This is a genomic window from Synechococcus sp. JA-3-3Ab, from assembly GCF_000013205.1.
Classification (GTDB): Bacteria; Cyanobacteriota; Cyanobacteriia; order Thermostichales; family Thermostichaceae; genus Thermostichus.
The window spans coordinates 1,881,947-1,903,476 of record NC_007775.1 but is presented as its reverse complement, the minus strand read 5'-3'; the positions used below and the strand labels follow the sequence as shown (position 1 = coordinate 1,903,476).

The following is a 21,530-nucleotide window of genomic DNA, read 5'->3' as shown; positions in this document are numbered from 1 at the left end:
TAGGAACACGCCGATGCAGTGGGTGAACGCGCTCTCCCAGCTCCCTTCTCTGGAAGCGGCTCTGCGGCAGGTGGTGGAGGAAGCTAAGGCTAAGCTCCAGGTAGCCCAACTGAAGAGCGCCCTGACGCGACAGGTGCAGGCGGTGGGATCCGGCAGCCTGCCGGGGCTGCTCACCGGGTACGTCCCCTCTCAGCCGCTGCGGCCCAACTTGGGGATCCTGTTTGTGTCGGCGGCCTTTGCCAGCGAGTACATTCGCGTGCTGCCCCTGTTGTCGGAGCTGTTGGAGGTGGACGTTTTGATCGGCTGCTCCGGCGGCGGGATCGTGGGTGGGGGGCATGAAATTGAGGAGGGGCCGGCCCTGTCGCTGTCTTTGGCGGTGCTGCCGGATGTGGCCTTGCACCCTTTTTATTTGCGGGGAAACCAATTGCCCGACTTGGATGCACCTCCTTCGGCCTGGATAGACTTGGTTGGAGTTTTGCCGCAGAGCAAGCCCCATTTTCTGCTCTTGGCGGATGGATTTTCCTCTCGAATCTCTGAGCTGTTGCAAGGGCTGGATTTTGCCTATCCGGGGGCGGTCAAGGTAGGGGGATTGGCCAGTGGCGGCCGCGGCCCTCGCGGCAATGCTCTGTTTTTGCTGGATGCGCGTACCCCCACACCCCGGCGGGAGCTGTATCGGGAAGGCACGGTGGGGCTGGCCCTCTCCGGCAACGTGGTGCTAGATGCGGTGGTGGCTCAGGGATGTCGCCCGATTGGGGATCCCTTGCGCGTCACCGAAGCGGAGGGGAATGTGATCCTCAGCTTGGAGGGGCGTCCTCCTTTGGCGGTCTTACAGGATTTGGCCGAACGGCTCAGCCCATCGGATCAACGCTTGGCCCGCCAAGCTCTCTTCATCGGCCTGCTGATGGACGAGTTCAAATCCGAGCCGACGTCGGGAGATTTTCTCATTCGCGTGATCCTGGGCATCGATCCACGGGTGGGGGCGATCGCCATCGGGGATCGGGTGCGCCCCGGCCAGACGGTGCAGTTTCATCTGCGCGATGCCCAGACTTCGGCGGAAGATCTGCGGTGGGCCCTCAGCCGCTATTGTGCCGAGCGCAACCTACAGCAAAGCTACCCCGCAGAACGCTCCTCTCAACCCAAGCCGGATCCCTGTGGGGCGCTGATGTTCTCCTGCCTGGGACGAGGCAAGGGGCTGTACGGTACCCCCAACTTTGACTCGCAACGGTTTCGGGAATTGCTGGGAGAGCTACCCCTGGGGGGCTTTTTTTGCAACGGCGAGATCGGCCCGGTGGGGGGATCCACCTTTTTGCACGGCTACACCTCCTGCTTTGGGATCTTCCGGCCCGCCCGCTAAGGTTTTGGCAATCCTGAGCTGAGTTTGTAGCTGAGACCCAGACTCCCTCAGCGACGCTGCCGAAGTCCTGGAGCTACCCCAGCGGGGAAAGAAGGGAAGCTGGAGCGGTGGTCTATAATCCTGCCAATTCCTCGATCGCCGCCCTCAGCCATGGCCGATGTCGCTCCGGTTGTCACTTCTGCCCTTCTGACTGTTCAGGGGTTGCGGGTTTTCTTGCCCAGCCGCACTGCCGGCAGCCAGGCAGAATGCTTGGGATCCCCGGTGGTGGATGGGCTGTCCTTTCAACTGGGGGCCGGACAAGTCCTGGGCTTAGTGGGGGAATCCGGATCCGGCAAGACCATAACCGCCCTGACGCTGATGGACTTGCTGCCCAGCTCCGCTCGGGTGGAAGGCACCATTCTCTTCCAGGGCCCCCAGGGAACAGTGGACTGGCTGCGGCTGGATCCCCGGCAACGGCGGCGCTACCGCGGCTCCCAGATCGCCATGATCTTCCAAGAGCCGAGCACCGCCCTCAACCCCCTCTACACCTGTGGCCAGCAGTTGCGGGAAACCCTGAGGGCCCACACCTCCCTCCCCCCAGCGGAGCTCCGCGCCCAAGCCATCCGCCTGTTTGAGGAAGTGCAGCTTTCTCCCCAGATGCTGGAGCGCTATCCCCATCAGCTCTCCGGCGGCCAGATCCAGCGGGCGGCCATCGCCTGTGCCATCGCCTCTAACCCCAAGCTGTTGATTGCTGATGAGCCGACTACCGCCTTGGATGTAACGGTGCAAGCCGAGATCTTGCGCCTGCTCCGGGATCTGCAGCAGCAGCGACAGATGGCGATCCTCTTCATCACCCACGACCTCAATTTGGTGGCGGAATTGGCGGATCAGGTGGTGGTGATGTGCCGGGGCCAAGCCGTGGAACAAGGATCGGTGAAACAGATCTTTTGGGATCCCCAGCACCCCTACACCCGCGGCCTGCTGGCCTGTCGCCCACCGTTGGAGCGGCGGTTGCGGCGGCTGCCCACCGTCCAGGATTTCCAGGAAAAGGGGGGATCCCTCGAGGAGCGGTGGCAGCAACTGGAGATCCCAGCCGCCGAAGAGGAAGAACGGCTGCGCCAGATATGCAGCCAGCCCCCTCTGTTGCAGGTGCGGGAGTTGCGCACCCACTATGCCGTCCGTCGCGGGCCATTGGGCCGCCAGGTGGGCGAGATCCGAGCTGTGGACGGGATCAGCTTCGACCTGTATCCAGGCGAAACCCTGGGGGTGGTGGGCGAGTCCGGCTGCGGCAAAACCACCCTGGGGCGAACCCTGTTGCGTCTAATCCGCGCCAGTTCCGGCCAGGTAATCTACGACGGAGAAGACTGGCTCCGCCTGCCGCCTCGGCGCCTGCGCCGCTTGCGCCGCGAGATCCAGCTTATCTTTCAGGATCCGGCAGCCTCTTTGGATCCGCGCATGAGTGTGGGAGCCAGCGTCATGGAGCCGATGGTGCTGCACGGGATGGGGAGAAACGCCGCCGAGCGGCGAGCACGAGCCCAACGCCTGTTTGAACGAGTCGGGTTGGATCCCGAGGCGCTGGATCGTCTGCCCCACCAGTTTTCCGGCGGGCAGCGGCAGCGGATTTGCATCGCCCGCGCCCTGGCTTCGGAGCCGCGCCTGCTCGTCTGCGACGAGGCAGTGTCTTCCCTGGATGTCTCCGTACAGGCCCAGGTGCTGAACTTGCTCAAGGATCTGCAGGAGGAGCTGGGACTGACCTATCTGTTCATCTCCCACGACCTGAGCGTGGTCAAGTTCATGAGCGACCGCATTCTGGTCATGAACCGAGGCCGCATCGAAGAAATTGGCCCTGCCGCTCAGATCTACCGGAACCCGCAGCAGGACTATACCCGCCGCCTCATCGCCGCCATTCCCAAAGGGGATCCGAAAAAGCGTGCCCGCCAAGCCGGATGAAGGGTCTCCCCTGGAGCCGCGCCCACCCGCCTCCCGGCCAGATTTGCAATGAGGCTAGAATTAAGTAAACTTTGAGTCGTAAAGCTTTGGACTCTTGTTAGCTGATTTAACAAAACGTTTTATCCGCAGTTTGGGCTGCAACCGGCTATGGCTCGCATACTCATCATTGAGGACGACCCTTCAATTCTGGATATTCTGCGTATCAATCTGGAGTTGGCGGGCTATGAGGTCGTGAAGGCCACCGATGGGGTACGCGGACAAGCACTGGCTCTGCAGGTTCTTCCGGATCTCATCATTCTCGACCTGATGCTGCCCCAGGTGGACGGCCTGACGGTTTGCCAGCGCTTGCGGCGGGAGGAGCGCACCAGCGAGATCCCGATCCTGATGCTCACCGCCCTCGGCCAAACCCAAGACAAGATTGAAGGCTTCAACGCTGGCGCCGACGACTACCTGACCAAACCCTTTGAGGTGCAGGAGCTGCTGGTGCGGGTGCGGGCCCTGCTGCGACGTGCCGATCGCATTCCCCAGACGGCCAAACACGGCGAGATCCTCACCTATGGCCCCCTCACCCTGGTGCCAGAGCGCTTCGAGGCGGTGTGGTTTGGCAAAACCATTAAGCTCACCCACCTGGAGTTTGACCTGCTCCACTGCCTGATGCAGCGGCACGGCCAGACAGTCTCCCCCAGCGAAATCCTGCAGGAAGTGTGGGGCTACGAGCCCGACGACGACATCGAGACCATTCGCGTCCACATCCGCCATCTGCGCACCAAGCTGGAGCCGGATCCGCGCCACCCCCAGTACATCAAAACTGTCTACGGGGCGGGCTACTGTCTGGAGCTGCCCAACATTGCCGATCCCCAGCCGCTGCAGCCGGAACTGGCAAAAGACTCCTCTTCCCCGTAAAAACCACCTGCCGTAGGAGAGCATGACTCTAGTCAATGATATGCTGGACTATACTGAAAATAATGTACAGTATGTTCAGTATGGCTGCTTGGTATGGCTAGGTATGTAAAACCGAGAGAAGCGGCGGATTATTTTGGGGTGTGTCTCCACACCTTGAGGCGATGGGAACAGAAGGGCTGGATCAAAGCAATACGTACTCCATCTGGTAGGGCAAGAAGGTATGACCTCGACAGCTACATCAGAACGCCAAAGAAAGCCAAACGAGTCGTTTTGTACGCCCGAGTCAGCAGTCGAGGGCAAAAGTCAGACTTGGAGAGACAGATTGCAAGACTGGTTAACCTCTATCCTGGAGCCGAAGTGGTCGGAGAGGTTGGCGGCGGTCTCGACTTCAAAAGACCAAAGTTCCTTGCCTTATTGGAACGAGTCCGTGCAGGAGATATCGGAACAATTGTGGTCGCTCACCGGGATCGACTCTGCCGGTTTGGATTTGAGTTCGTTGAGTGGTACTGCCGTCAATACGGGTGCGAAGTCTTGGTTCTCGATGACGATCACCTCTCTCCCCAGCAGGAACTGGTTGAGGATATCCTCACCATCCTGCACTGCTTCAGCAGTCGGCTCTACGGACTCAGAAAATACCGGGCTGCAATCGAGAAAGATACGGATTTATCCGGAGCCAGCGCTGGCTAAAGTTTGGAAGCGGTGGCAAGCGGCGTGCCGGTACTGCTACAACCAAGCGATTGCCTATCAGCGCCAGCATGGTGCCCTAAAAACGGCCAGAAAGCTGCGGGACATCATCCTGCGCTCCGACCTGCCCGAGTGGGTGAAGGACGCCCCCTGCCACATCAAGCAGAACGCGGTCGTCGAGGCGTGGTTGGCGTTTCGCCGAAGCAAAGACGCGAGGTTTCGCAGTGTGCGGGACAGGTCGCATACGCTGCAATTCAACGCCGGCAACTTTCGCAATGGGACGTGGTATCCGAAACTCACCCGAGGCTTGGCGTTTCGTGCATCCGAGGAGATGCCCAGAGAATGGGCACGTGGAACTGAGCTAATGCGGGTGAAAGACAGATGGTATGCCATCTTTCCTGAGCCCGTGAACGAGCAGTGTTCGTTAGCAAAGGGGGTGATCGCACTTGATCCTGGAGTAAGAAGCTTCCTTACAGGGTTTGATGGGGCGGGCTTTGTAGATATCGCCAAGGGAGACTTTGGCAGGATCGTTCGGCTGTGCTACCACCTAGACGATCTGCAATCTAGGCTGAGTAAAGCACCGAGACCCAAGCGTAGGCGAATGCGGCAAGCGGCGTTTCGTCTGCGGGAGAGAATCAGGAACTTGGTGGACGAGTGCCATCGCAAGGTAGCGGCGTTCCTGACGGATAACTACCGATTGATATTCCTCCCCACTTTCGAGTCAGCCAAGATGGTTGCCAAGGCAGGGAGGAAGTTTGGTAGCAAGACAGCAAGGGCGATGCTCACCTGGGCGCACTACCGGTTCAAGCAGCTCCTGAAGTTTCAAGCCAAGAAGAAAAACGTGGTTGTCGTGGAAGTATCGGAAGCGTACACCAGCAAAACCTGTACCAAGTGCGGGCACATCCACACCAAGTTGGGTGGCGCAAAGGTGTTTAGATGCCCAAAGTGCAACCATAGGCTACCACGAGATTGGCAAGGCGCCCTGGGTGTTATGCTCAGGGCTTTGCGGGATACCGCCTTTCTGTTTGGACTCCGTCCGAGTAGCGCGGTCGCGTCAGCATCGCGTAGTGACAACGGAAACGGACAGAATGCTATCGCTTCACCGCTGAGCAGTAATGCTCAGCAGTGTTCAGCGTAAATGTATCAGCTAAAAGTTCCCAGAGGGCTGGCAAGCGCTGCTTAGCTCGCCAATGAAGGTCATTAGCCTACTCACTGATTTTGGTCTTCAGGATCCCTACGTGGGCATTCTGAAGGGGGTGATTTGGGGGATCGCGCCCCAGGTTCAGTTTATCGACCTTAGCCACGAAATCCCGCCTCAGGACGTGGCAGCGGCCCGTTTTGCCTTGATGACGGCCTATCCCCATTTACCTTCTGAAACCATTCACCTAGCGGTGGTAGATCCAGGGGTGGGGAGCAGCCGAAGGGCGGTGGCCATCCAAACCCAAGGAGGCTATTTGGTCGGCCCTGACAATGGCCTCTTCAGCGGCGTTCTGGAGCAATCCCCACCTCTAGCTGCTGTGGAACTCAACCGACCCCGCTATTGGCGCACCCCCTCCCCCAGCCGTACCTTTCACGGGCGGGATATTTTTGCCCCCGTGGCCGCCCACCTGGCCAACGGGATCCCCTTGGCAGAGTTGGGGGATCCCTTGGATGTGGCCGAGCTGGTTCGCTGGGACTGGCCGCCACCTCAGGCAGAACCCGACGGCGGCCGCGGCGTGATCCAGTCCATCGACCGCTTCGGCAACGGCATCACCACTCTCCCTGGCAACTGGGTAGAGGGCCGCAACTGGAGGGCCTGGATCAAGGGGATCACCATCCGCTCCGCCGCCACCTTTGCCGAGGGAAGCGAGGGCGAGCTGCTTGCCCTGGTGGGCAGCTCCGGCTGGGTGGAGATCGCGCAAAACCGGGGCAACGCCAGCCGCACCTTGGATTTCAAAGTAGGGGACGAGGTGCGCGTGCAGTGGGATAGCTAGCCGAACTCCCTCCCCCCTGCCCCCTCTCGCTTGGGGAGAAGGGAGACTAGGCAGGCTGGCTTTCCACCGTTAAAGTTTCCGGCTCAGCTGCGGAAGTTGAGGTTCCTATCTGAACTTTGACCGCCCGCACGGCATCGGCCTTGGGCAGGGTGAGGGTGAGAATGCCATCCCGGTAGATGGCCGAGACTTTTTCCGGCTGAATGCTTTTGGCTAGCTTGAGGGTGCGTTGAAAAGGCTGAGGCTCCACCTCTTGGTAGCGTAATTCAGCACCTTCAGGGCCTTGAAGCTGGATCTCACCGCTGATGGAGAGCTGCTGGGCTGTGGCCTCGATGTGGAAGCGTTCCCGATTGGCCCCCGGCGCCCACAACTGGACGATGTAGGCTTCGCCGCTCTCCCAAACCTGTAATGGCGTGGGGAAGAAAGTGCGAGGGTGCTCTCCAGAGCTCTGCTGCCTCGGGAAGTCAAGGGTGCTTTGCTGCACGCGCACATCGAGGATGGGGGTGAAGTAAACCAATTGCATAGCCGCTCCTTGGGTAGTAGGGTGGACAATTCTTGAAAAACGGGTCAACAGGGGTAACAACCGGATCCCACCGTTCTACAGAACTCCCCCCACGTCGGAAAAAGCTGTATTGAGACGAGATGGGATCCAAACCCCGTTCTGCTTCAATGATCCAAGACCGCTGTTGCCAGCAGGGAGGGCAAACCGATCCAGCTAGGGGAGGATCCCATCACCTTTCTCCAAAGTTCACTTTGGACAACCTCATCTAGAGCCAGCGGGATCCCTGTCGCAACCTTTTCTCTGCCGGTTCGATCGGCTTCTGCTGAGAATGCTGCCGCCAGACAGCTTGACAGAGGCATCGGCGTTAGGGCCGCGCGGTAACAGCCTGGATTCTCTAACAGTTCAGCACAGTTTATCAAAGCTTAAAAGTCTAACTCTAGCTTCAATTGAAGTTGTTTGGTTAGTCTCTCAGTTTGGTAGCAAGTTTTGAGAGAGACCTGACAGACAAGGCAGGCCGCCTCTAAGATGGCCTTCAAACCAGGACAGCTTGAGCAGTGGGATCCCATGTACGTGTATTGCCCAGAAGAAGTTTTGGAGGCAGGAGCGCCATACAACCTTGAGGAGCTGATAGAACGGCTGGAGCAGGGGGATCGCACCCTTTTAAGCCGGTTGTTCGACGTTCGCTACCCCTACTGGAAACGCAACCTCCGGCGCAACGTTCGCTTGGTGGCTGATCTGCGCTATCTGGGAGAGGTGCCGGTTTTGGTCTTGTTTGGCCTTTGGGGGAGAGGCAGCCACGAGTACCGAGAGTTCCTGGAGCGGCGGCAGGATCCCAGCTATCAAGAGCGGGTGAGGAACTGGGTGTCTGACGATCAGCTACAGGCATGGCTGGCACAAAGGCAAGCGGAAAATGAACAAGAAGAAGCGCGGCAAAACCAGCTCCTCCCTCCGCCCAACGAACTGTACGATTGGACACAGTTTTTAAATACTCCCAACCGCCAGGAGCGGCTTGTGTTGGAAAGCGGGGAATGGGTTCGGCAAGTGCAAGCCCTTTCTCTAGAACAGCGGCGCCAAGTGTATCGGGCGGTAGAGCAATTCATCATTGGCGATGAGAAAGGGAATCTCTACTGGAAACTACCACTGTTTTATCCAGAAACTGAGGTTAGGTGCTGGCGGGAAGGCTCGATACATCTGGCTATCAGCCTGGTGCAGGTATGTGAGCAGGAAAAAGTCTTATCTCCATTTTTAATTGGAGTTTACGACCACGCTCCGGAGCAGAGAGAGCGGTTTGACCTGGGGCGCCGAACTTGCCTATTTGGGAGGGGGGCCGATCAGCCGGATATTCTCCAACACCCACAATCTTTAGAGATTTGGAAGCGATATGCCCGCCGCGCCTACCCCGACTCCATGGTTGCAGATGAAAACGTCTGGCTGGAAATCCAGGAGACTACAGAGGGGAACTTAGCTTTGTCGATGGAGGAAGAAGAAATTCTCCAAAGCACCTCTATGCCTCTACTAATCAACGGGCGAGCTGGGAGCGGCAAATCTCTGATGTTGTATTACCGTTTTGCTGATTACTGCAGCCATTACCTGAAGGATTCAAGCAAAGGAAGCTTTCAGTACCGTCCTCTCTTTTTAACCTATAGCCCGAGTCTAGTACAGCAAGCCCGCAGCAAGGTAAGTACAATTTTGCGGGTCAACCATCGTTACCGAGAGAGAGGCAGTGACTTCTCAGAAGGGGAAATTGAGCGATGTCAAGCTTTCTTTAGCACCTTCCAGGACTACCTGTTAAGCTGCCTTCCACCAGAGAGACAAGAACGCTATCAACCGGAGCGATATGTCAATTTTTATCGATTCCGGAGCTGGTACCGCGGCCGCAGTGATGTAGAATTAGCTTGGCATACGATTCGTACTCTGATCAAGGGCTATGGAGTAAGCGACTACTTGGATCCAGATTGCTATCGGGAATTGCCTCAAGCCGACCGCACTGTAAATGTAGAAGTCTTTGATCGAATATACGAGCAAGTTTGGCCGGGTTATCAAGAACGAACTACCTACGGAAGCTACTGGGACGATCAAGATTTGGCTAGGGATGTGTTACAGAATGGTTTTCTTAGATCAATTCACCCAGTCATTTTCTGTGATGAGGTTCAAGACTTTACCCAGCTTGAACTGAATATTGTTTTCTGCTTGTCCCCCTGGGGAAAATATAAGTTGGATTGGGCTATCGAGCGTTTACCTTATGCTTTTGCTGGGGATCCTCTGCAAACTATCAATCCTACAGGATTTCGTTGGGGTGCCCTGAGGAGGTATCTCTACGAGCATATCCATGCTTACTTGTTGCCCGGCCATTCTCTCGAGATTCCAAGTCCCCGGGAGTTAAAAAATAATTACCGCTGTAGCCCTCAGATTACTTGTTTTAGCAACCTTATCAACTTGTGGCGGCGAGTTCTTAGCAATGATCGGGGGATTTGCCCACAGCAGCCTTGGCGTTTTCAGGAACCGGGGAGGCCAGCTCAAAAGTTTGTACTGGATGGCCAAGACAAGAACTTAACTCAACATGAGCTGAGGAGTATGCTCAGGAACAGCACGGGTACAGTTTGCATCCTGCCTTGTTCTATAGGAGAGGAGCTGGACTACGTGCGCCAAGATCCCGACCTCCAGAGGGTTTTTGCCGAAGAGCTGGAGCAAAATCTCAAGCCGGCGCTGCTGCAGACTGTTACCGCTGTCAAGGGCATGGAGTTCAAAAAGATCATTCTCTACAAGTTTGGCGACTGCTATCGACAAAACTTTAGCCGAAGGCTTAACCACTACGCTCAAGAAGCTGCAGAGAAGGTATCCCTGCAACTACATTATTTTCTCAACCAGCTATACGTTGGTATTACCCGCCCCATCGAAGCCTTAGCTGTTGTGGATACTGCAGCCGGCTGGCGGGAATTCTGGGATCCTGCCTTGGAGATTGACTTTTGGCTCAATCACTCTCATTTGCAGCCCGATCGATCCCAATGGCAAACGCATCCGCCTGTACTGGCCGGCTTCGCTCAAGGCACTGGCATCCAATACTGGACGGATAAAAACTTACAGGATGTGCTGGACTTGGCTCTTGGGTTTCTTAGGCAAGGGGTAGAGGAGGGAAATCCTGAGCTCTTGGAAGATGCGCGCGCCTTTGCTCGGCAGGCAGGCAACCAGAAATTAGAACAGGAATGCCAAGCTTGGATCCTCAAGCTGCAGAGGGATTACGTTTCTGCAGGCCGTCAGTTTTTAAGCTTGGAAAGATCCGCCCTACCCAATAGAAATCTCATCCGAGAAGCCTGGGAGTGCTTTTGGAAGGCAAAAGCTTGGTCAGAGTTGCAGCAGCATCGTTCTACTCACTTTGCCAGGTGCTCCGAGATCCCTAACTACGGTCCTCTGGTGGATTTGATGGTGGTAACCCAAAGCAGCTCTGCCAAGTCCATGGAGCGCTTTCGACAGATAGTTCGAGTGCGAGATTGGTTGAGCGTTGAGGTCAGCCCGAAGCATTCGGATCTGACTTGGAAGGTTTGTGTGGAGAAGTTTTTGGCGGAGCTGGAGGAAGTTTTCGATAACCTAGGGACTTTTTGTCCTAAGCCGGAGGATCGTGAACTTTTTTGGCAAGAGACTCTTGAGGCTTTGAGGGAGCGTTTGGCCTTTCTTGGCCAGCGGCAGCCGTTCGCAGGGCAATATCACAAGATTCTCGGCATCTGTTATTTCCAGCAACAAAAACTTGAGGAGGCAGTTGCCATTTGGGATCAAGGTGGCCAAACGGAGCATTCCCGCTACTACCGAGCCAAGATCCAATTGGAGAAGCCGCCTGGCCAGGTGAGGTGGCTATCCAAAGACCGGCAGGACGCAGCAGTGGTCAGCAAATGGCAGGAGGCGGGACGTCCCCTCGCGGGCGAGTGGGAGGAGTACATCAACGACGTCATTCTCAGCCTGGAGCGCTTGAAAGAGTGGCCGCTGCTGCTGCGAATCCTGATCCGGCGCCGCGAGTGGTGCAGGCTTTGGGAAGTGGTTCAGGCCCACCCACAGGCGTGGCAGCGCGGACATGACTACGAGTTGGTGGCCAGCATGGCTCGAGACATGGAAACCAACTGGGATGAGCTGAGGTGGAAGCTCCCTGGACTGCGGGATTTTCTGCAGGAAGTGGTAAGCAGTGTGCGCGGGGAGCACGCTTGGTGGCTGCAGCCGCTGGAGGTGGGCCTAGCCTACGAGCGACTGGGCTGCTACCGAGATGCGCTCAGGTTTTATGAGCGCTTTGCTGAAAACAGAATCGGTAGAATCCCAAGATGGCAACGCTCTCAGATTCGGCAGCGCTGGCTTTTGGTTCACAAGAAGTACAGAGATTCTCTGCAGGCGGAGGGACGACCGACCGATCTTTTGGCGGAGGAGTTTAGCCGCGCTCAAGAGCGCTGGCGTGAGCAACTGCCCCAGGCAGAGCCCGAGCTGGAGGAATGGGATCCCTGGCCACATGACTTCGTGGAGCACCCCAGCCCTGTTCAAAGTTGGCTGCTGCAGCGGGAGCAAACTGAAGCTCAGAGACTGCAAGTGGCAATCCGCGAGGAACTGAAGCGGCTCAACGAGAGGCAGCTCCAGCAAGTTCATAGCCTGATTCAGCGATTGCTCGGCCCAGGTTGAGAAGGAGTTGGAAGTAGAGCCAACTACCGCAAGATCTGCCGCAGCCGCTCCAGGGCGCGTTGGTTTTCTTCAGGGGTGCCCACCGTTAGGCGCAGCCCGCCGCCGGTACAGCGCACACAAGTTCCCAGCTCTTGCCAGGCCCGCTGCAGATCCTGGGGATCCCATCCTGCCACCCGGAAGTAGAGAAAATTGGCCTGGCTGGGCCACACCCGCACCCCCGGCAGTTCCTGCAGGGCTTGGTAGAGGGCATCTCGTTCCTGACGGATGAGGGGTAGGTCGGCCAAAAACTCCTCGGCATGTTCCAGGGCGATCTGAACGGCCCACTGGGAGATGGCCGAGAGATTGTAGGGCAGGCGGATGGAGTCCAGCACCTGGATAAGCTGCGGATGGCCGATGGCATAGCCCACCCGGTGAGCTGCCAGGCGAAAGGCTTTGGAGAAGGTGCGCAAGATAACCCAGTTGGGGTGCTCCGCCAGCTTGGGCAGGGCCGTGTGCTGGCTGAACTCAAAATAGGCCTCATCGAGGATCACCAAAATCTCGGCGGGCAACCCTTCAACCCACTCCCACTCAGCGGTGCTCAGGCCATTGCCGGTGGGCGAATTGGGATCTACCAAGCACACCACCCGCACCCGCTGCTCCGCTACGGCCTGTTGACACCGCCCCAGATCCAGAGCAAACGTCTCGGGATGGCGGGGCACCCGCACCACCGGGATCCCCAGGCTCTGGGCTAGGATGGCGTACATGGAAAAGGTGGGCTCTGCAACCAAAACGCTGCCCCGCTCGCCCACACAGGTGGCGATGAGCAGGGAGCGGATTAGCTCGTCGGAACCGTTGCCCAGGCTAATCTGGGCCGGATCTGCCCCGGCATAGGCGGCGATGGCCTGCTTGAGGCCCTGGTGATGAGCATCGGGGTAGCGGTTGCTGGGGATCCCTTTTTCCCAGAGGAGGGAGAGTTTCTGCTTGAAGCCCACCGGCCAATCCCAGGGAAACTCGTTTGCATCCAACTTGTCGGCAGCTTGGGGCGGCACGGCATCATAGGGCTTGAGGTGAAGCAAATCCGGGCGCAGATACCGCAAGGCACACATCTCCCTACCCTAACGGAGCAAGGTACCTATAATAGCAGGGCTGACCCGCTTGCCGATGTAGGCTACAGTGTTCCTAACAGGTACGGGGCTGACGGGGCTCGAACCCGCAACTTCCGCCGTGACAGGGCGGTGCTCTAACCAATTGAACTACAGCCCCAGGAGCTGCGAATACCTATTCTGAACTTAGATGAGGATGGTTGTCAATCATGGTATCTAGTCTGGCGGCCCAGGCAGCAACGCTGGTAGAGGAGGCCCCGCAGAACGGGATCCCGACAGCGGCGATGCAGCAGGTGGCGGAGGTGCTCACCCAGGTGGCCCAACACCTGGATCACCTGCAGTACACCACCTTGCGCTACCCCGATGGTGGCTGGCTGACGGTGCGGGTGGTGGAAAGCTCCGCCGGGGCGGACTCCCCCCCAGAACCCGAGCCCCCCGGCCATCTGTGGATCCCGGCCTTTGGCCACCTGGAAGATGCCCAAGCCACGCTGGCGGAACTTCGGCAGCAAGCGCCGGACTTAGAGGCCACCTCCTTTGGGGTTTTGGAGCTGCTGTTTTTGGCCCTGGGCCTTTCCCGCGCCGAAGGCATCGTCTTTTACGACCAGGCAGGGGATCGGCGGCAAGGGAAAGCCGTGGCCTGCCGACCTCTGGCGGAGCAGGTGAGCCAGGCCCTCCGCAGAGGCCTTCCTCCCATAGCCTAAGGCGGGAACGGATCTGCTCTAGCTCAAGATGGCACCCTGGCGGCGGGCGAACTCCCGCAGCTTCCTATCCATCTGTGCCCCTCGCAGATCCGCTTTGTAAAAGCTGGTGAAGCGCTTGCCCTTTTCTTCGGCTTGGCGTGGCAGGGAAGTTCTGCCGCCTGCAGACCAGAGCACCGACCCGGCTACCACCAAAGCCATCCCAGCCGCCCCCAAGGCATAAACCACATTGCGCGTGGCGAGATGGACGAGCAAAAACGCCAGGCTCCCGGCTCCCAAGAGCCCTCCCAGGCCTGCTAGGATCTCGCCCAAGGTTTTGGCCGAGCCGAGGAGCCGGCTCAAAAAGCGCAGCCAGCGGGGTTGCGGTGTGTTGAAGCGGATCCCGCGCAGATCGGCTCCCTGCAGGTTGGCCCCCGAAAAATCGGCCCCCCGCAGGTCGGCGCAGCGCAAGTCGTAACCGGCTAAGTTCTGGTTGGCAAAAGACTTGCCCCGCAGATCCGCCCCCGCCAAAGACGGGATGCGCGGCGGGGTGGCTGGCTTGATCTGCCCGCCGCCGGTGATGCGGCTGGCTTGGCCCAGTTGGGTAAAACCGGTGGTGCTCCCCCAGCCGGTGGGAACCGATCCCAGGGGCAGCATGTCTCCCGCGCCGGGCCGAGGGAGCGGCGTAGGCGAGAACCCATCTGTTCGGGCAGGGGGGGGAGAGGTTGAACGGCGTCTGGTCCAATGGTCGGAGATCAGCAACGGGCTGGAGCCGGCAGTCAAGGGAGAAGGGGGCAAGATGACCGGCGAGGAAGGCGGGCCCTCCTGCACCGGGATCCCTTGCAGAGCCCGCAACGCCTCGGTAGCCGTGGCAAAGCGCTGGCTGATAACCGGGTGCAGCATGCGGCGCAAAATGGCGTCGAACTCGGGGCTGAGCTGCAGGCGATCCGACCAATCCCATTGGCCCGTGTTGTGGTCGTAAAACTTGGCCGGCGACTCCAGGGTCATCAAGTTGAGGCAGGTGGCGGCCAGCGCGTAGAGATCGCTGGCGGGGCCTACCGCCTGGCCGGCCATCTGCTCCGGCGGAGAAAAGCCCAGGGAGCGAATGGCCGTTCCCTCCTCCGACAACGTGTGGCCTGGCCCAAGCTGCTTCACCGCCCCAAAGTCGATTAGCACCAGGCGGCCATCTTCTTTGCGGCGAATCAGGTTGGCCGGCTTGATGTCGCGGTGGACGGTGTTGTGGCTGTGGACATAGCTGAGGATGAGCAGCACCTCCTGCATCACCTGCCGAGCCTGTTCTTCGGAAAAAGGCCCGTTGCGCCGCATCTCCTGGGCAAGCGTGATCCCCTCAATAAACTCCTGCACCAAGTAGAATTTGCCGCCTTCTTGGAAGTGGGCGTAGAGCTTGGGGATTTGCGAGTGCTCCCCCAGGCGCTCCAACACCTCGGCCTCGCGGTTAAACAGTTCCTCCGCCAGCCTGGCCAGTTGGGGCGAATTTTCAGCCGGGCGCAACTGCTTGATCACCCGCCAGGGCTTGGAGGGCATGTCCTCATCGCGGGCCAAGAAGGTGGCGCCAAATCCCCCCTGCCCCAGACGCTTGAAGGCGCGATAGCGATTGCGCAGCAGCAGCGGCTGCCCGCAGAAGGCACAGGTGGAGGCAGCCGGGGGATTTTCCGGCCGCAGACAGTCCGGATTGAGGCAGTAGCAGTTGGGCATATCATTCAAGCGCTACCGGCTGACGTCTAGGTAACCGAGACGGGGCCGATGGGCGGGCAAGCAAGTTGCCAGAGATACATCTAGCCTAGACCAAGGAGAGAAAAATCTTGCGCATCCGCCTCGAACAGGCTGATCCTAGCGTTTGCCCACTTGGGCTCAATCAGAGAAATCGCTTAGATTGTGTCGCTTTGGGGAGCGACACTGGCCCCATCCGAGAGCGGGAGTTCAACTGCCCCAGAGCCAAAAAACCTAGAATTGATCAATACAGTTACCCTTTGCCTTGGCCATGTCTCCATCCTTCTCCGGTGCCGCCATCCGGCAGGCTTTTCTGGATTTCTACGCCCAGCGGGGCCATCAGGTATTGCCCAGCGCCTCCTTGGTGCCGGAGGATCCGACGGTGCTGCTGACCATCGCCGGCATGCTGCCCTTCAAGCCGATTTTCCTCGGCCATCAGGATCCACAGTACCCACGGGTCACGACTGCCCAGAAATGCGTGCGCACCAACGACATCGAGAACGTGGGACGGACGGCCCGCCACCACACGTTTTTTGAGATGCTGGGCAACTTCAGCTTTGGCGACTACTTCAAAAAAGAAGCCATCACCTGGGCCTGGGAGCTGGTGACAGAGGTGTTTGGCCTGCCGCCGGAGCGCCTGGTGGTGAGCGTCTTTCGAGAAGATGAGGAGGCCTTTGCCCTCTGGCGCGATGCGATCGGGATCCCACCCCACCGCATCCGGCGCATGGGGGAGGAGGACAACTTCTGGGCTGCCGGCCCCACCGGCCCCTGTGGCCCTTGCTCGGAGATCTACTACGACTTCAAGCCGGAGCTGGGGGATGAGCAGATCGACCTAGGGGACGACTCTCGCTTTTTGGAGATCTACAACCTGGTGTTCATGGAGCTGAACCGGGACAGCGAGGGCCGCCTCACTCCCTTGGCCAGGCAAAACATCGACACCGGCCTGGGACTGGAGCGGCTGGCTCAGGTGCTGCAGGGAGTCCCCAACAACTATGAGACCGATTTGATCTTCCCTATTGTGCAGAAGGCGGCCGAGATTGCCCGGGTGGACTACTTCCAGGCCAGCCCCGAGCAGAAAGTCTCCCTCAAGGTAATTGGGGATCACGCGCGGGCGGTGATGCATCTCATTGCCGATGGGGTGATCCCCTCCAACGTGGACCGGGGCTATGTGCTGCGGCGGCTGATCCGGCGGATGGTGCGCCACGGGCGCCTCTTGGGGATCGGCGAGCCCTTTACCCTGCCGGTGGTGGAGACGGCCATCCAGTTGGCGGAGGCCGCCTATCCGGAGGTGCGGGAGCGGGAGGCGGTGATCAAGGCCGAGCTGCAGCGGGAAGAGGAGCAGTTTCTCAAGACCCTGGAGCGGGGGGAACGGCTGCTGTTTGATCTGTTTGCCAACGTCACGGCCAGTGGCGCGCCCAAGCAGATCTCGGGTGCCGACGCCTTCAAGCTCTTCGACACCTACGGCTTCCCGTTGGAGCTGACCCAGGAAATTGCCCAGGAGCGCGGCTTTAGCGTGGATGTGCAGGGCTTCGAGCAAGAGATGGAAAAACAGCGGCAGCGGGCCCGCGCCGCCCACCAAACCCTCGACGTCACGGCCCAGGGATCCCTGGACGAGCTGGCCGAGTTTTTAATCGAGACGGAGTTTTTGGGCTACAGCCAGTCTTCTGCCCGCGGCGTGGTGGAGGCCCTGCTGGTGGAAGGGAAGTCGGTGCCCCAGGTAGAGGCCGGGCAGTCGGTGCAGGTGGTTTTGGATCGCACGCCTTTTTATGCGGAGTCCGGGGGCCAAATCGGGGATCGCGGCTACCTGGCCGGCGACGGAGTGTTGGTGCGGGTGGAGGATGTGCAGAAGCGGGGGGATCTGTTTGTCCACTTTGGCTGGGTAGAACGGGGGATCCTGCGGGTGGGGGATCCGGTGCAGGCCCAGATTGACCTGGCCTGCCGGCGGCGCGCCCAGGCCCACCACACAGCCACCCACCTGCTGCAGGCAGCCCTGAAAAAGGTTGTCGATCCCTCTATTAGCCAGGCGGGATCTCTAGTGGCTTTTGACCGGCTGCGTTTCGACTTTACCCTCTCGCGTCCCCTCACCCCCGAAGAGCTGCAGCAGGTTGAGGATCTGGTCAACACCTGGATTGCCGAGGCCCATCCTGCGCAAGTCTCCATCATGCCCCTGGCCGAGGCCAAAGCCAGAGGGGCAATCGCCATGTTTGGGGAAAAATACGGGGCCGAGGTACGGGTGGTTGACTTTCCGGGGGTGTCAATGGAGCTCTGTGGCGGCACCCACGTCAGCAACACTGCCGAGATCGGCCTGTTCAAGATCATCTCCGAGAGTGGCGTAGCGGCCGGGATCCGCCGCATCGAGGCGGTAGCTGGGCCGGCGGTGCTGGAATACCTAAACGAGCGGGATAGCGTCGTGCGGGAGCTGAGCGCCCAATTCAAGGCCAAGCCCCAGGAGATCCCGGAGCGGGTGGCGGCTTTGCAGGCGGAGCTGAAGGCCGCCCAGAGGGCGCTCGAGGAGGCGCGCAGCCAATTGGCCTTGCTGCAGGCAGAGCGGCTCCTGCCCCAGGCTGTAGCTGTTGGCAATCTGCAGATCTTGGCGGCGGAACTGGGATCCACTCCCCCCGAGGCGCTGAAAACTGCTGCCGAACATCTGCTCCACAAACTGGGAGAAGGGGCAGTGGTGCTGGGATCGGTGCCGGAAGCTGGCAAGGTCAGCCTGGTTGCGGCTTTTAGCCCGGCGGTGCAGAAACTTGGTCTCAAAGCGGGCTCCTTTATCGGCGAGATCGCCAAGCTGACAGGCGGCGGTGGCGGTGGGCGGCCCAACCTGGCCCAGGCCGGCGGCAAACAGCCAGAGAAACTGGCCCAAGCCCTGCAGGTGGCCCAGGAGCGGCTACAGGCAGAGCTGTCTTCAGGCTTGGGCAGTTAGAAGCTGCCGCCTTACCCCATAATGAAAGCCGGGGATTTTCCGCGCCAGCCATGACGCCCAACAGCTTGTCCAGTGCCATCGATCTCAGCCAAAAGCGCATCTTGCTTACCGGAGGGAGCGGCTTTTTGGGCAAACACGTCCTGCAGCAGTTGCAACTCCTGGGGGTCAAGCCGGAGCAGGTGCGGATCCCACGCTCCCGCACCCACGACCTGCGCCGCTGGGAGGTCTGCCAAGAGGTGGTGCAGGGACAAGATGTCGTCATCCATTTGGCGGCCCATGTGGGCGGCATCGGCCTCAACCAGGCCAAGCCGGCGGAGCTCTTCTACGACAACCTGATCATGGGATCCCAGCTCATCCACGCCGCCTACCTGGCGGGGGTGGAGAAGTTTGTCTGCGTGGGCACCATCTGCGCCTATCCCAAGTTCACCCCCGTCCCCTTCAAGGAAGAAGATCTCTGGAACGGCTACCCGGAGGAGACCAACGCCCCCTACGGCATCGCCAAGAAAGCCCTGCTGGTGCAACTGCAGGCCTACCGGCAGCAGTACGGCTTCAACGGCATCTACCTCCTGCCGGTAAACCTCTACGGCCCCATGGACAACTTCGATCCGGAAAGCTCCCACGTGATCCCGGCCTTGATCCGCAAGGTGCATGAAGCCCAGCAGCGGGGCCAGAACTACGTCGAGGTGTGGGGAGATGGCAGCCCCACCCGCGAGTTTTTCTACGCCGAAGATGCGGCTCGGGGAATTCTCCTGGCCACCCAGCTCTACAACAGCCCTGAGCCACTCAATTTGGGCACCGGCGAGGAGATCTCCATTCGGGATCTCATCGCCCTCATCTGCGAGCTGATGGAGTTTCGGGGCGAGATCCGCTGGCAAACCGACAGGCCCAACGGCCAGCCGCGCCGCTGCTTGGACGTCTCCAAAGCCCGCGAGAGGATAGGTTTTGTGGCCAAGGTGAGCCTGCGGGAGGGGCTGCAGCGCACCATCGAGTGGTACCGCCGCCACGCCCCGGCAAACTAGGCAACAACCTGGCTCTCCAGGCGGCCATCCTCCATGTGCAACACCCGGTCGGCAATGTCGAGGATGCGGTTGTCGTGGGTCACCATGAGGATGGTGCAGCCCTGCTCTCGCGCCAACTTCTCCATCAGGGTCACCACCTCGCGGCCCGACTTGCTGTCCAGGGCTGCGGTCGGCTCGTCGGCCAGCACCAACTTGGGGTGGCTGACCAGGGCCCGCGCGATGGCTACCCGCTGCTTCTGCCCTCCCGAAAGCTGCTCCGGGTAGTAGTGGACGCGATCCCCCAAACCCACCGCCGCCAGCATCGCTTCTGCCTGCTGCTGCACCTGTTGAGGAGAAAGGCCGTTGTGCAGCTCCAGGGCCATGCGCACATTTTGGGCCGCCGTCAGGGAGCGCAGCAGGTTGTGGGCCTGGAAGATGTACCCCACCTGGCGGCGGATCTGGATGAGGGTGTTGGGCTTAGCGCCCCGCAGCTCCTGCCCCAACACCCGCAGGCTGCCCTCTTGCACCGAGCGCAAAGCTCCCAGGAGCGTGAGCAGCGTGGTCTTGCCGGAGCCAGAGGGGCCGGTCAACAACACGATCTCCCCCGGCTGCAAAACGAAGTTGATGTCAAAAAGCACTTGCTTGCGCAGGGATCCCTCGCCAAAGTAGTGGTTCACCCCTTCGGCTTTGACCACCGGCTCAACGGCATGTTGGGTGGAAGCGAGGGCAGCTTGATCGAGAAGGGAAGGCAGCATAGGGAGCTCAAAATCTCAAACAACTTGGGTTGACAATTCAATTCAGTAACCGCTTGGGCCATCATCGGAACCGCCGCGATTGAACCATCCAGAAGCCTATTGAAGGGATCCCAGAAGTCTTTGGGCAGTTGATCAAGCTATTCAACAATCCATCTGCCTCCTCCATTCTTGCCAAAACTTAGAAAATGTCGGCGGGATCGGCTGCCCGCAGCCGCCGCACGGCAATGGCCCCCGAGATAAAGCACATGCTCACTGCCAGCAGCAGCACCAACACCGCCCGGTTGAAGGTCATGGCGATCGGCAGCAACGTAGCATTGGCCGTCAAATCGTAGAGCAAAACTGCCAGGGCAAAAGCTGGAATATACCCCAAGCCGGCCAGCAAAATAGCTTCTTGAAACACCACCCCCAACAGGTAAGTATCCGTGTAGCCCATGGCCTTGAGGGTGGCATATTCCGCCAGGTGATCGGATACATCGGTGTAGAGGATCTGATAGACAATCACAATGCCGACGATGAAGCCCATGGCCACCCCCAGGCCGAAAATAAAGCCGATGGCCGTGCCCTCCTCCCAGTAGCTTTGCTCCATATCGATAAACTCTGCCCGCGACAGCACCCGCACATCTTCCGGCAGCAAGGCCCGCATCTGCTGCACCAACGGCTGGGGATCCACTCCCGGCTGCAGCTGCACTACGCCGATATCCACCAGGCCGCGCTCCCGCTGAGGAAAGATGCGCAGGAAGTTGAGGTCGCTGGTGAGGATGGTGCCATCGGCGCCAAAGGTGGCCCCCATCTTGAACAGGCCCCCCACCTGGACGCGGCGGTTGCCTACTTCAGTAAAAACTTCTCGACCGGCCTCAAACCACTCCGGGATGGGGCCAAACTCGCTGCGGGAGCGGCGGTCGAAGAGCACCACGTCTGCTTTCTTGATCTCCTCCAACTTGTCGGGGGTCAGCTCCGGCAACTCCAGCAGGTCGGCAGAGGGATCCACCCCCACCACAAAGATGCTGCGGGTGCGGCGGGTCTGGGGGTTTTTCCAGAGGGCAAAGCCCACATAGACGGGCGAGATGGCCCGTACCCCCTCAAAGCCCAACGCCTGGTAGAGCCGCCGCTGGGAAAAGGTGTTCATGGCAATGAGGGCGTTGGACTGGGGGCTGACCAGGAAGATCTCCCCTTTGAGGGCGACGTGGAAGCGGATGGCGCTTTCCAGCAGACTGTCTTGGAAGCCCAACTGCATGAACATCAAGATGCAAGCAAAGGCAATGCCCGCCAGGGCCACCAGCAGGCGGATCTTCTCCCGCGTCAACTGCAGCCAGGCCAAGGGGATGCGCCGCCCGATAAACGCTACGCTGAACAGGCCGGACATTCCCCC

Annotated in this window: 15 protein-coding genes and 1 tRNA gene; 10 read left to right on the top strand and 6 right to left on the bottom strand. The window is 59.6% G+C overall.

Translation table 11 applies throughout. The annotated features are described in order from the left end of the window. Positions 1-13 precede the first annotated feature (13 nt). The 6 genes from CYA_RS08915 (at position 14) to CYA_RS08895 (ending at position 6,843) form a co-directional block, all read left to right on the top strand. Positions 14-1,354: an FIST signal transduction protein gene (locus tag CYA_RS08915; protein WP_011430716.1), complete on the top strand. Its 1,341-nt coding sequence runs from the start codon at positions 14-16 to the stop codon at positions 1,352-1,354. Positions 1,355-1,504: 150 nt separating this feature from the next. Next, a complete protein-coding gene (locus CYA_RS08910) occupies positions 1,505-3,283 on the top strand; it encodes an ABC transporter ATP-binding protein (RefSeq protein WP_011430715.1) in 1,779 nt (592 codons plus the stop codon). Positions 3,284-3,430: 147 nt separating this feature from the next. Continuing rightward, complete coding sequence (locus CYA_RS08905) at positions 3,431-4,186, top strand: response regulator transcription factor (protein WP_011430714.1); 756 nt, start codon at positions 3,431-3,433, stop codon at positions 4,184-4,186. A gap of 93 nt (positions 4,187-4,279) precedes the next feature. Then, positions 4,280-4,873, top strand: coding sequence for an IS607 family transposase (locus tag CYA_RS14165; RefSeq protein ID WP_011430713.1), 594 nt, complete (start codon positions 4,280-4,282; stop codon positions 4,871-4,873). Further along, positions 4,761-6,008 carry an RNA-guided endonuclease InsQ/TnpB family protein gene (locus tag CYA_RS08900; protein ID WP_148203197.1) on the top strand — a complete coding sequence of 416 codons (1,248 nt, stop codon included), beginning with the start codon at positions 4,761-4,763 and terminating at the stop codon, positions 6,006-6,008. Before CYA_RS14165 ends, CYA_RS08900 begins: the two co-directional genes overlap by 113 nt. 52 nt (positions 6,009-6,060) lie before the next feature. Beyond that, positions 6,061-6,843, top strand: coding sequence for an SAM hydrolase/SAM-dependent halogenase family protein (locus CYA_RS08895; protein WP_011430711.1), 783 nt, complete (start codon positions 6,061-6,063; stop codon positions 6,841-6,843). Between the two features lie 46 nt (positions 6,844-6,889). On the opposite strand, the gene CYA_RS08890 is transcribed toward CYA_RS08895, so the two are convergent. After that, positions 6,890-7,363, bottom strand: a complete 474-nt coding sequence (locus CYA_RS08890; RefSeq protein ID WP_011430710.1) for an Hsp20/alpha crystallin family protein — start codon at positions 7,361-7,363, stop codon at positions 6,890-6,892. 504 nt (positions 7,364-7,867) lie between these two features. On the opposite strand from CYA_RS08890, the gene CYA_RS08885 reads away from it, so the two are divergent. Beyond that, positions 7,868-11,995 carry a hypothetical protein gene (locus CYA_RS08885; RefSeq protein WP_228375254.1) on the top strand — a complete coding sequence of 1,376 codons (4,128 nt, stop codon included), beginning with the start codon at positions 7,868-7,870 and terminating at the stop codon, positions 11,993-11,995. 23 nt (positions 11,996-12,018) lie between these two features. Here the strand turns inward: CYA_RS08885 and CYA_RS08880 are convergent, their stop codons facing one another. Both CYA_RS08880 and CYA_RS08875 read right to left on the bottom strand, forming a co-directional pair. Then, positions 12,019-13,080, bottom strand: coding sequence for a histidinol-phosphate transaminase (locus tag CYA_RS08880; protein ID WP_011430707.1), 1,062 nt, complete (start codon positions 13,078-13,080; stop codon positions 12,019-12,021). Positions 13,081-13,163: 83 nt separating this feature from the next. Then, a tRNA-Asp gene (locus CYA_RS08875) sits at positions 13,164-13,237 on the bottom strand. A 49-nt stretch (positions 13,238-13,286) separates the two neighbouring features. On the opposite strand from CYA_RS08875, the gene CYA_RS08870 reads away from it, so the two are divergent. Continuing rightward, a complete protein-coding gene (locus tag CYA_RS08870) occupies positions 13,287-13,778 on the top strand; it encodes a hypothetical protein (protein ID WP_011430706.1) in 492 nt (163 codons plus the stop codon). 18 nt (positions 13,779-13,796) lie between these two features. Here CYA_RS08870 and CYA_RS08865 read toward each other — a convergent pair whose 3' ends face one another. Then, entirely contained in the window at positions 13,797-15,470 is a 1,674-nt protein-coding gene (locus CYA_RS08865) for a serine/threonine-protein kinase (protein ID WP_011430705.1), read from the bottom strand. 286 nt (positions 15,471-15,756) lie between these two features. Between CYA_RS08865 and alaS the strand changes: the two genes are divergently transcribed. Both alaS and CYA_RS08855 read left to right on the top strand, forming a co-directional pair. Then, on the top strand, positions 15,757-18,408 hold the full coding sequence (gene alaS, locus CYA_RS08860; protein WP_011430704.1) for an alanine--tRNA ligase: 2,652 nt from the start codon (positions 15,757-15,759) through the stop codon (positions 18,406-18,408). A 50-nt stretch (positions 18,409-18,458) separates the two neighbouring features. Beyond that, entirely contained in the window at positions 18,459-19,427 is a 969-nt protein-coding gene (locus CYA_RS08855; RefSeq protein WP_041438425.1) for a GDP-L-fucose synthase family protein, read from the top strand. Here the strand turns inward: CYA_RS08855 and CYA_RS08850 are convergent. Beyond that, complete coding sequence (locus CYA_RS08850; protein ID WP_011430702.1) at positions 19,424-20,161, bottom strand: DevA family ABC transporter ATP-binding protein; 738 nt, start codon at positions 20,159-20,161, stop codon at positions 19,424-19,426. The genes CYA_RS08855 and CYA_RS08850 overlap by 4 nt on opposite strands. Before the next feature lie 178 nt (positions 20,162-20,339). After that, positions 20,340-21,524 (bottom strand): ABC transporter permease DevC, encoded by a 1,185-nt coding sequence (gene devC, locus CYA_RS08845; RefSeq protein ID WP_011430701.1) that lies wholly within the window; start codon positions 21,522-21,524, stop codon positions 20,340-20,342. Positions 21,525-21,530: the final 6 nt, after the last annotated feature.